This window comes from Streptomyces hainanensis (assembly GCF_004348415.1).
Classification (GTDB): Bacteria; Actinomycetota; Actinomycetes; order Streptomycetales; family Streptomycetaceae; genus Streptomyces; species Streptomyces hainanensis.
Map to the genome: position 1 here is coordinate 1 of NZ_SMKI01000270.1, position 10,703 is coordinate 10,703.

Genomic DNA, 10,703 nt, shown 5'->3' on the forward strand with positions numbered 1-10,703 from the left:
CACCCCCCTCCCGCCTCCTGCCGGCGAGAGCCCCGGCCGGTCCGTGACGTTCGAGGACGTGACCTTCGCCTACCCGGCCGGAGGAGAGGCGCTGTCCGGTGTCGACCTCCACATACCCGCTGGTCAGACCGTCGCCGTGGTCGGACCGACCGGCGCTGGCAAGTCCACGCTGGCCAAGCTGCTGGCCCGCTTCTACGACCCCACGGCCGGCCGCGTCCTCGTCGACGGCACGGACCTGCGGCACCTGTCCGCACCCGAACTGCGCCGCGCCGTGGCCATGGTGCCGCAGGACGCGTTCCTCTTCTCCGGTTCGGTGGCCGAGAACATCGCGATCGGCCGGCCCGACGCGGATGCCGCGGCCATCACCCGCGCAGCACGGACCCTCGGGGCACACGACCTCATCGCCGCGCTGCCGGACGGCTACGACACCGACGTCCGGGCGCGCGGCACCCGGCTCTCGGCCGGCCAGCGGCAGCTCATCGCCCTGACCCGCGTCCTGCTCGCCGAACCCGCGATCGTGGTCCTCGACGAGGCGACGTCCTCCCTCGACATCCCCACCGAACGAGCCGTGCACCACGCGATGCGCACCGTGCTGCGGGGGCGAACGGCCGTGATCATCGCCCACCGCCTCTCGACCGTCCGTCTGGCGGACCGGGTGCTGGTGGTGCACGACGGACACCTGGTGGAGGACGGCCCACCCGCCGCGTTCCTCCGACGGCAGGGCCGGTTCGCCTCCGGCGGGTGACGGCCGGCCCGGTCCGCCGCTCGTGGTCGCGGGCCGGGCCGGTCGGGTGACTAGGCGGGCCGCAGGCCGGGGTCGCCGGCCTGTGAGGTGAGGGTGGCCGCCGTGACGACGTCCGCGCCCGGCGTGGTGACGGTCGGCACCACCCGGTACTCGGCGCGCAGTTGGCGGCTGTCGAGGGTGAGCACGACGTAGCCGCGGCGGCCGTCGTAGAACCGCAGGTGCGGGTTGGCGCCGGTCAGGGTCGGCCAGTTGGCCGGCCGTTCCGAGCCGTTGCCGCCGCTGGAGACGGAGCTGGTGACCAGCTCGACGCCCAGGTTGCGGGAGGCCGGGTCGTCCCAGTCCTCCTTGAGGTCGAAGCCGTAGTGGACGTGCACGTCGCCGGTGAGCACCACCAGGTTCTCGAGGCCGGCCTCCCGGACCGCGGCCAGGAAGCGCTCGCGGGCGGCCGGGTAGCCGTCCCAGGCGTCCATGGACAGCGGCCACGGGCCGTCCAGCCGGTTGCGGCGGCGGGCGAGCACCACCTGCTGCGGCACCAGGTTCCACACCGCGCGGGACCGGCGCCAGCCGTCGGCCAGCCAGCGCTCCTGGCTGCCGCCGAGGAGCGTGCGCTCCGGCGCGGCGACGCCGTCGTCCGGCACCTGCCAGCCGTCGCCGAGCGCCTGGTCGTCCCGGTACTGGCGGGAGTCCAGGATGTCCAGCTGGGCCAGCCGGCCGTAGTCGAGCCGCCGGTGGAGCCGGGCGTCCGGGCCGTGCGGCAGTTGGGCGCGGCGCAGCGGCATGTTCTCGTAGTAGGCCCGGTAGGCGGCGGCGCGGCGGACCAGGAACTCCTCGGGCGACACGCTGTTCTCGGGGATCGCGCCGGCGTAGTTGTTCTCCACCTCGTGGTCGTCCCAGGTCACCACGAACGGGTGGGCGGCGTGCGCGGCCCGCAGGTCGGGGTCGAGGTGGTAGAGGGCGTACCGCAGCCGGTAGTCCTCCAGGGTGACGGTCTCCCGGTTGAGCGCCGCGGGCAGTTGGTCCGCGCCGGTGTAACCGCGGGCGCCGGCGGCGGCGTTGACGGGGTACTCGTAGAGGTAGTCGCCGAGGTGCAGGACGGCGTCGATGTTCTCCTCGCGGGCCAGGTGGCCGTACGCGGTGAAGTAGCCCTGGTCGTACCGCTGGCAGGAGACGAGCGCGAAGCGCAGCGACTCGGCGCGGGCGCCGGGGGCCGGCGCGGTGCGGGTGCGGCCGACGGGGCTGACCCAACGGCCGGCGCGGAAGCGGTAGTAGTAGTCGGTCGCCGGGCCGAGGCCGCCGGCCTCGACGTGCACCGCGTGGTGGAACTCGGGGTGGGCGCGCTCCTCGCCGGACCGCACGATCCGGCGGAACGCCTGGTCCCTGGCGATCTCCCAGCGCACGGTGACAGGTTGGGCGGGCAGCCCGCTGTCGACGGCGAACGGCTCGGGCGCCAGCCGGGTCCACAGCACCACCGAGTCGTGGTGCGGGTCGCCGGAGGCCACCCCGAGGGTGAACGGGTCGGTGGACAGCGCGTTCGGGTCGAACGGGGCGGCCGCCTGGGCGGCGTTGGGGAGGTTGGTGGAGAACGCGATCGCCGCCGCCGCGCCGGTGACGGTCAGGAAGCGGCGCCGGTCGAGGAGCCGGGCGGCGGCGCGCAGCGCGTCGGTGGGGGAAGGAGTGTGCGTCATGCCGTCGAGTGCAGCGAAGCCGCCCGACCGTCGGGCGGCCCGCGCCCGTCGGGTACATGGCGATTCCATGACAAGGCACCGTCCGGAATAGCGCCGGCGCGCCATGGGTTGCACGCCGCATGACTCACGACCCCGCCGTGCTCCGATACACCGCTTTCTCGTCCCGCCCCGAGGGGGGCAACCCGGCGGGTGTCGTGCTGGACGCCACCGGGCTGCCCGACGAGGCCATGCAGCGGATCGCCGCCGACGTCGGCTACTCGGAGACCGCCTTCCTCACCCCGACCGGCACGACCGGCCGGTACGCGGTGCGCTACTTCAGCCCGCTCGCCGAGGTGCCGTTCTGCGGGCACGCCACCATCGCCGCCTCGGTGGCGCTCGCCGTGGAGGCAAGGGTCGGTCCCGGCGAGCTGACGTTCCTGACGCCGGTCGGCGAGGTGCCCGTCACGGTGCGGGCGGGCGAGGACGGCGGCCTGCTGGCCACGCTCTCCAGCGTCGAGGCGCACCAGGAGCCGATCGCCAGCGACGACCTGGCGGAGGCGCTGGCCGCGCTCGACTGGCCGGCCGCCGACCTCGACCCCGCGTTGCCGCCGCGGATCGCGTTCGCCGGTGCCCGGCACCTGGTGCTGGCGGCGGCCGACCGGGAGCGGCTGGCCGCCCTCGACTACGACTTCGACCGGCTGGCCGCGCTGATGCTGCGGCTCGACCTGACCACGTTGCAGTTGGTCTGGCGGGAGTCACCCACCGTGTTCCACGTGCGCGACCCGTTCCCGGTCGGCGGGGTGGTGGAGGACCCGGCGACGGGCGCGGCGGCCGCCGCGTTCGGCGGCTACCTGCGCGATCTCGGCTTCGTGCCGCCGGCGGCCGTGCTCACCCTCCACCAGGGCCATGACCTGGGACGGCCGGCCCTGCTGAAGGTGGAACTGCGGCTCGGCGACCCGCGCGTCCACGTCACGGGCGCCGCCGTCCGCATCCCGGACGCGGCCCCCGAGGAAACCGAAGGCTAGGGCCTGAGGCGGGTCACCCGCTCCTGGGTGTGGGCCTCGATGTCCTGCACCGTCGTGTGCAGCAGCTGGTGGGACAGCTCGGAGAGTGCCCTGGCCACCGCCAGCTCGCGCCCGATGTCGGGCACGTTCTCGTCGCTCGGATGGGCCCGGGCCACACCCTCGGTGACCAGCACCGTGTCGGGCCGGTCCTCCAGGCGCGCCTCGGCCCGCGTCATGCGGCCCCCGTCCTGCTCCGAGTCGATGGACAGGTGCACGTTCCAGGTCTCCTCGTGTGCCATGATCGGCCTCCCTGGTGAACGTGAGAAGTCACGAAAAGCGTTCGTCCTTCCATCGTCGCTCTCATCCGGCCCGAACGCACACACACCGGTCAGGGCCACGAGCCCGGTGCGGAAGGCCATGGGAGGCTGGTTCCTGTCCTGCGGGGCAGGGCCCAGGGGCAGCCGGGCCGTACGACAGACCAGGTGGACCGATGCCAGAGCGAAAGACGACAGGCTCCCGCCCCAGTCAGGGGGCCGACAGGTGGGTCGTGGCGCTGCGCCGCACCCCGGTGTCGATGTGGCGGGACGACATCGACCACTGGGCGGCCGCGCTCACGTACTACTCGGTCCTCGCCGTCTTCCCCACGCTCTTCGTGGCGCTCTCGGTCATCGGGATCGCCGACCCCGGGGTGGCGCAGGAGCTGTTGTGGCAGTTCAGCGCGCTGGTGCCGGCCGGCTCGCGCGGCGACGTGGTGACCGCGCTGCACGACCTGTCGGAACAGCGCTCGGCGGCCTGGGTGGTGACGGTGGTGGGCGCGGTCAGCGCGCTGGTGTCCGCCTACAACTACCTGGCCATCTTCCGCCGGGTGCAGCACGGGATGCACGGTGTGATCGACCCGCGCCCGCCGTGGCGCGCCATCCCCCGCACCATGCTGTCGGCGCTCGGGCTGCTGATGCTGCTGGTGGCCAGCGCCACGGTGCTGGTGCTCACCGGCGGCGCGGTCCGCGTCATCGGGCGGGCGCTCGGCCCCGGTGAGGCGGGCAGCGCCGCCTGGGACCTGCTGAAGTGGCCGCTGCTCGTGGTGCTGGTGACGAGCCTGGTGCTGGTGCTGTTCCGCACCGGTCCGGCCACCGGCCGGGTGCCGTTCCGCGGGGCGGCCGGCGGGGCGCTGGCCGTGCTGCTGTGGCTGGTGGCGTCGGCGGCGTTCGCGCTGTACGCCTCGAGGGTGGGCACCTACGACCGGCTCTACGGCTCGCTGGCCGGGATCATCGTCTTCCTGGTGTGGCTCTGGGTGTCCAACCTGAGCCTGCTGGCGGGCGCCCAGTTCAACGCGGAGCTGACCAGGCTGGCGCGGCCGCCCGCGCCGCCGTGCCCCACCGTTCCACCGCTGCCGCCCCTGCCACCGGCGGCACCGACCGCACCACCGACGGTGACGCCGGCGGTGACGCCGACCCCCACGCCGCCCCCCACGCCGACTCCGACGCCGACTCCGACGCCGACGCCGACGCCGACGCCGATCGACCCGCTGTCGGTGGCCGTCACGAAGGACGAGCGGCCATGACCAGGCCCCCGGTGACGCTCGACGACCTCGACCGGAAGATCGTCGCCGCGCTGATCGCCAACGCCAGGACCAGCTTCGCGGAGATCGGCGCCGCCATCGGCCTGTCGGCGCCCGCCGTCAAGCGCCGGGTGGACCGGATGCGCGAGGCCGGCGTGATCACCGGCTTCACGGCGACGGTGCTGCCGAACGCGCTCGGCTGGCGCACCGAGGCGTACGTCGAGGTCTACTGCGACAGCGCGGCCCCGCCCCGCCGGCTGGCCGAGGTGGTGCGCGACTACCCGGAGATCATCGCGGCGATGACGGTCACCGGCGGCGCGGACGCGCTGCTGCACATCAGGGCCACCGACATCGAGCACTTCGAGCGGGTGCTGGAGCGGATCAGGGCCGAGCCGTTCATCCGGAAGACGGTCAGCCAGATCGTGCTCTCCCACCTGATCGCCAACTCCCCGGAGGCCGGAGCGAGCCCCGGCACCCCCGCCGACACGCAATGAACCGCCGCTCGGCGGCCTGACAACGCAACACTGTTGCGTACACGCGCAAGTCCCGTTTCTTGTCGCCCGCGTCCTCCCGTTTCTACCGTCAAAGGGAAGAACCGAGAGGAGTCGCCAGTGCCAGGCAAGCCTGCCCGCCCGCGGCGCTATCTGATGTGCGAACCACGCCACTTCGACGTGGCCTACGCCATCAACCCCTGGATGGACCCGGCCGGCACCGTCGACCGGGAGCTGGCGCGCGCCCAGTGGGCGACGCTGGTCGACGCGTACCGCACGCACGGCCACACCGTGGAGACCATCGAACCGGTGCCGGGGCTGCCCGACATGGTGTTCGCCGCCAACTCGGCGCTGGTGCACGGCGGCCGGGTACTCGGCGCCCGCTTCCGCGCCCCGCAGCGGCAGCCGGAGACCGACGTCTACGAGGTCTGGTACAAGGCGGCCGGCTACGCGGTCCGCGAGCCGGACGAGGTCTGCGAGGGCGAGGGCGACCTGGTGCCGGTCGGCGGCCGCGTCCTGGCCGGCACCGGATTCCGCACCAGCCCCGGCGCGCACGAGGAGGTGCGGGAGCACTTCGGTCTCCCCGTGGTCACCCTGCCGCTGATCGACCCGCACTTCTACCACCTGGACACCGCCCTCTTCGCGCTGGACGACGGGACCCCGGGCGACATCGCCTACTACCCGGGCGCCTTCACCCAGGAGGCGCGGAACACCCTGGCCCGGCTGTTCCCCGACGCGCTGCTCGCCACCCGCCAGGACGCGCTGGCCTTCGGCCTCAACTCGGTCTCCGACGGCCGCCACGTCTTCGTCGCGCCCCAGGCCACCGGCCTCGTCGGCCGGCTCGCGGAGCGCGGCTACGTCCCCGTCCCCGTCGACCTGTCGGAGATCCACAAGGCCGGCGGGGGCATCAAGTGCTGCACCCAGGAGCTCCGCCCATGACGAACCACGCCACCCCCGCCCGTTCCTCCGCCGAACTGATCCGCGTCGAGGAGGCCACGCTCGCGCACAACTACCATCCGCTGCCGGTGGTCGTGGCCCGCGCCGAGGGCGCCTGGGTCGAGGACGTCGAGGGCCGCCGCTACCTCGACATGCTGGCCGGCTACTCGGCCCTCAACTTCGGCCACCGCCACCCGGCGCTGGTCGAGGCCGCGCACCGCCAGCTCGACCGGCTCACGCTCACCTCCCGGGCCTTCCACAACGACCGACTGGCCGGCTTCGCCGAGGGGCTCGCCGAGCTCACCGGCCTCGACATGACGCTGCCGATGAACACCGGCGCCGAGGCGGTCGAGAGCGCCATCAAGGTGGCCCGCCGGTGGGCCTACCGGGTACGCGGCGTGCCCGAGGAGCGGGCCACCATCGTGGTCGCCGAGGGCAACTTCCACGGCCGCACCACCACCATCGTCGGCTTCTCCGACGACCCGGACGCCAGGGACGGCTTCGGCCCCTTCACGCCGGGCTTCCGCACCGTCCCCTACAACGACCTGGCGGCACTGGAGGCCGCCGTCGACCACACCACGGCGGCGGTGCTGATCGAGCCGATCCAGGGCGAGGCCGGGGTGGTGATCCCGGACGACGGCTACCTGGCCGGCGTCCGCGAACTGACCAGCCGCGCCGGTGTCCTGTGCATCGCCGACGAGATCCAGTCGGGCCTCGGCCGCACCGGCACCACGCTGGCCGTGGAGCACGAGGGCGTACTGCCCGACCTGCTGCTCCTCGGCAAGGCGCTGGGCGGCGGCATCGTCCCGGTCTCCGCGGTGGTCGGCCGGCGGGACGTCCTCTCCGTGCTGACCCCGGGCAGCCACGGCTCCACCTTCGGCGGCAACCCCCTGGCCGCGGCGGTCGGCACCGCCGTCCTCGACCTGCTGCGCACCGGCACCTACCAGCGGCGCGCCACCGAGCTCGGCCGGGTCCTGGACGCCGGCCTCGCCTCCCTGGTCGGCGCGGGCGTCCTCGCCTACCGCTGCCGCGGCCTGTGGGCGGGCGTCGACATCGACCCGGCCATCGGCACCGGCCGCGCCATCGGCGAACGGCTGCTCCACGACGGCGTCCTGGTCAAGGACACCCACGGCTCCACCATCCGCCTCGCCCCGCCACTGACCATCACCGAGGACGAACTGACCGCCGCCGTCGAGTCCTTGGCGAAGGCCCTCCGCTAGCACTCCGCGCTGGCCGTGCGCCCTCCGGCCGCGCCCCCTACGGGGCGCGGAACCGGCCGGCGCACGGCCAGGCACCGGATCTCGTCGCGGGGATGCTCCACAACATGTGCGCGCACATCGTCACGGAGCGCGTTCACGGCGGCGCATGGGTGGCCGGTCGAGTATCTCGACGTACATGATCCGGCCGTCCACGATGTCCAGGATCAGCATGCCGTTCGAGGGCGAGAGCGGCACACACCGATGGCCCGGGCCGTACGGCTGCCCCCGCGGATGATCCGCCGTCCGGATGCTCTGGCAGAAGTCGTCGCCGCAGCCGCACTCGTCAACCAGACGCAGATCCCACGCGCGGACAGCCAGCTCGCGTTCTCCTTCGTCCTCCAGGAGGGCGGCCAGCTCGGTGACGAGTTCCGGGAAGACGTCGCGAACGAGCGGGTGGTCCTGCTCCATGGGCGGAGGCTAGCCCGGGCGGCCGGCCGAACGCGATGGCGACGGCGATGGCGATGGCGATGGCACGCGTCGACCGGCGGGTCGCGGGAGGTGGTCCCGCCGTCTGTCGAGTCGCTCGAACGACTTGTAGCGTGTGGCGACATGCCGTTTCCCGATGAGCGCGGTCAGGTTGTCGTGGTGGAGAGTAGAGCAGAGAAGCATTTCGAACAGGCCGACGGCGCCGACGCGGGATCGACCATGGTGTCGCCAGGTCAGTACGGACGGCTGGCTGGTTCCTGTTACCTCTCGCTCAAGGACTCCGCGCGGGCACAGGAGGTCCTTGAGGGCACGGTTGGCGAGGTCCGCCCAGGCTCGAAGTCACACGCGATCACACTGGGCAATCTCGCTCTCGCGCTGATCCGACAACGGAAGATCGATGAGGCGGTCGACGCCCTGGGGAGCGCGATCGACATCGTGGAGGGACACCGAGGTGGCGATGGAAGCCAAGCAAGCCGTGCGAGAACACGTCTGGGCGCTACTGGATCGGCAGAAGGTCACGCCGAATGGCGCAGCGGGTCGCATTCCCTCCTTCGTAGGTGCGGAGTCCGCTGCCGCCCGCCTCACTCAGCATCCGTCCTGGCAGGCCGCCCGCGTCATCAAGGCTGTTCCCGACCGGGCTCAACTGCCGGTCCGGGCAAAGGCCCTCGAAGAGGGAAAGCGCGTCTACATGGCGGCGTCGAAGCTAGCGGCCCCCAAGCCGTTCTATCTGCTGGATCCGGAGACCCTGCCGATCCCCGCCTGGGAAGCCGCAGAACGCAGCGCAGCCGCCAAGTACGCGCGTCCCGTGGACGTGGACGAAATGCCCTCCGTCGATCTGGTCGTCTGTGGCAGCGTGGCCGTGAACCGTTCGGGGATCCGTATTGGCAAGGGAGCCGGATACTCGGACATCGAGGTGGCACTCCTGCAGGAAGCGAACCTTCTTCAGCCCCATACGCTCATCGCGACCACTGTGCATGACCTACAGTTCGTGGACGAAGAACTCCCCGAAGACGCGCACGACTTCCGAGTCGACCTCATCGTGACACCGACTCGCACCATCGAGTGCGCTCCGCATCGGCGTCCACCGGGGATTATTTGGCAGTCGCTCACCTCGGAGAAAATCGCGGCGATTCCGGCTCTGGCAAGCCGAAAGCCGTAAGAGCCCATAACATCATCCTGTGAAACGGTCTCCTGGCCTGCCAGTTGCTGACGCCTGCACGGTCGCTACGAACGCGCTGCCGAATACTTCCTCGCCTTCGTCGGCATAGCCGCGGCACTCATCGGCTACGCCGGTTGAGGACCATGCTCACGGCCTGAGCCGGTCCTGCTGCACATCGAAACAGACCAGCCCCATGGACTCCGCCACCGCTGCCGCATAGGCCGACGCCTCCTCGGCCATGCTCCACCGCATGGGGAAGTAGATCAGCGGTCCGTTGGCTTCGCCGATCAACGGACCGGTCGACCAGGGCGAGGCGTCCTCCTCGTCCTCGGTGATGTCGCACCACCGCTCAAGCAGTGCGGCCACGTAAGCCGCTATGCGTTCCGACGGAGGCTCTTCCACCTCGCCGTCGATGTAATGGTCGTACAGGTCGTTGAAGACCCGGACGGCGGTCCTGTCATCTGCGGGCCTCTCGCCTTCCCAGACAGCAAGGTCGTAGCTCATGCCTCGGAGGCTTTCACACCGCACTGACACCAACCCTGCTGGTCAACGAGCGAACCCCAGCCAAAGGCAACGACGTCCAAGGACCCGTGACACGGCGTCGCTTCACCAAGCAGGTAGCGTGAGCATCCTGCCGCTCGGAGACCACTGCGGAGGCTGAGCCGATGTCAGAAGTGGTGAAGGCCAGCGAAGTCTTGATCAACCAAGAGGTCGAGCTGCTACGGCGTTCGCTTCTTGAGTGGGGCGGGCCGGCTCGATGCAGCGATCAGCTCGCTTTCGGCATGGGGTTCGTGGACGCTCGCGATCTGGTTGAGCGGTGCCGCAGGCTCCGGGCCGCACTCGGTGACGACGTCCCTCTCACGGCAGCGGACTGGGCAAGGATCCTGCTGACGGCGGAGATCGTCTTCGTCAGCGACCTCGCCGGCTCCGGCGGGGAATGGTCCACCACCACGGGACTCGCCGACGAGGCGACGATCAGAACACTGCGGTCGATCCAGCGGAAGCTGACCAGAACCGTCGCCCCCTACTACGGAAGGCGCCCAGACGAGTAACAGGGTCGGGAACGCTTGTTACTCGGATTGAAATCGCCTTGTCGTAGGCGCTGACTGACCGGCTGCTCCGTATGCGCCCGACCTCAACCTGTGACCAGGAGAAGCGAACGGTCGGGGCCACCCCCGGCCTACCGCCCGGTGATGTGGAGGATCCGGTCGATCACGAGGTCCGGTCGGTCGGAGGGCACCAGTCCGTCGAGGCGGTCGGCGACCTCGTGCGGGTGGTGCATGGCGCCGCGCGCCCCGAGCAGGAACAGTGCGGGGACGCTCGGCCGGCGCAGTTCCCCGTCGGCGAGGACCGGGGGCACCGGGAGTGCGCGGCGGAATCCCATCGATGCGCGGCGTCAGGCCCAACAGTTCGGTCACCACGAGGGTGCTGTTGCCGACCGGGCGGGCCGGGCGCTGTCTC

General features: G+C 71.7%; 13 protein-coding genes. 8 read left to right on the forward strand and 5 right to left on the reverse strand.

What is annotated here, in order from left to right:
- A partial coding sequence (locus E1283_RS22975) for an ABC transporter ATP-binding protein (RefSeq protein WP_132820023.1) occupies positions 1–745 on the forward strand: 745 nt, incomplete at its 5' end.
- Between the two features lie 50 nt (positions 746–795).
- Here E1283_RS22975 and E1283_RS22980 read toward each other — a convergent pair.
- On the reverse strand, positions 796–2,430 hold the full coding sequence (locus tag E1283_RS22980) for an alkaline phosphatase D family protein (RefSeq protein WP_132820024.1): 1,635 nt from the start codon (positions 2,428–2,430) through the stop codon (positions 796–798).
- Positions 2,431–2,549: 119 nt separating this feature from the next.
- Here E1283_RS22980 and E1283_RS22985 point away from each other — a divergent pair, with 119 nt between their 5' ends.
- Entirely contained in the window at positions 2,550–3,434 is an 885-nt protein-coding gene (locus E1283_RS22985) for a PhzF family phenazine biosynthesis protein (protein WP_132820025.1), read from the forward strand.
- On the opposite strand, the gene E1283_RS22990 is transcribed toward E1283_RS22985, so the two are convergent.
- Positions 3,431–3,712 (reverse strand): dsRBD fold-containing protein, encoded by a 282-nt coding sequence (locus E1283_RS22990; RefSeq protein WP_132820026.1) that lies wholly within the window; start codon positions 3,710–3,712, stop codon positions 3,431–3,433. The genes E1283_RS22985 and E1283_RS22990 overlap by 4 nt on opposite strands.
- 191 nt (positions 3,713–3,903) lie before the next feature.
- On the opposite strand from E1283_RS22990, the gene E1283_RS22995 reads away from it, so the two are divergent.
- From E1283_RS22995 to rocD, 4 genes are all read left to right on the forward strand, one after another.
- Entirely contained in the window at positions 3,904–4,974 is a 1,071-nt protein-coding gene (locus tag E1283_RS22995; protein WP_132820027.1) for a YihY/virulence factor BrkB family protein, read from the forward strand.
- On the forward strand, positions 4,971–5,465 hold the full coding sequence (locus tag E1283_RS23000; protein WP_132820028.1) for an Lrp/AsnC family transcriptional regulator: 495 nt from the start codon (positions 4,971–4,973) through the stop codon (positions 5,463–5,465). The genes E1283_RS22995 and E1283_RS23000 overlap by 4 nt, the downstream gene beginning before the upstream one ends.
- A 153-nt stretch (positions 5,466–5,618) precedes the next feature.
- Positions 5,619–6,401, forward strand: a complete 783-nt coding sequence (gene ddaH / locus E1283_RS23005; RefSeq protein WP_207930497.1) for a dimethylargininase — start codon at positions 5,619–5,621, stop codon at positions 6,399–6,401.
- Positions 6,398–7,618 (forward strand): ornithine--oxo-acid transaminase, encoded by a 1,221-nt coding sequence (gene rocD, locus E1283_RS23010; RefSeq protein ID WP_132820030.1) that lies wholly within the window; start codon positions 6,398–6,400, stop codon positions 7,616–7,618. The genes ddaH and rocD overlap by 4 nt, the downstream gene beginning before the upstream one ends.
- A 120-nt stretch (positions 7,619–7,738) precedes the next feature.
- Here rocD and E1283_RS23015 read toward each other — a convergent pair whose 3' ends face one another.
- Entirely contained in the window at positions 7,739–8,065 is a 327-nt protein-coding gene (locus E1283_RS23015) for a hypothetical protein (protein WP_132820031.1), read from the reverse strand.
- 475 nt (positions 8,066–8,540) lie between these two features.
- Here E1283_RS23015 and E1283_RS23020 point away from each other — a divergent pair, with 475 nt between their 5' ends.
- Positions 8,541–9,242, forward strand: a complete 702-nt coding sequence (locus E1283_RS23020; protein ID WP_132820035.1) for a 5-formyltetrahydrofolate cyclo-ligase — start codon at positions 8,541–8,543, stop codon at positions 9,240–9,242.
- Positions 9,243–9,389: 147 nt separating this feature from the next.
- Here the strand turns inward: E1283_RS23020 and E1283_RS23025 are convergent, their stop codons facing one another.
- Positions 9,390–9,746, reverse strand: a complete 357-nt coding sequence (locus tag E1283_RS23025; RefSeq protein ID WP_132820032.1) for a hypothetical protein — start codon at positions 9,744–9,746, stop codon at positions 9,390–9,392.
- 161 nt (positions 9,747–9,907) lie between these two features.
- On the opposite strand from E1283_RS23025, the gene E1283_RS23030 reads away from it, so the two are divergent.
- Positions 9,908–10,294 (forward strand): hypothetical protein, encoded by a 387-nt coding sequence (locus E1283_RS23030; protein WP_132820033.1) that lies wholly within the window; start codon positions 9,908–9,910, stop codon positions 10,292–10,294.
- A gap of 128 nt (positions 10,295–10,422) precedes the next feature.
- Here E1283_RS23030 and E1283_RS23035 read toward each other — a convergent pair whose 3' ends face one another.
- On the reverse strand, positions 10,423–10,626 hold the full coding sequence (locus E1283_RS23035) for a hypothetical protein (RefSeq protein WP_132820034.1): 204 nt from the start codon (positions 10,624–10,626) through the stop codon (positions 10,423–10,425).
- Between the last annotated feature and the right edge of the window lie 77 nt (positions 10,627–10,703).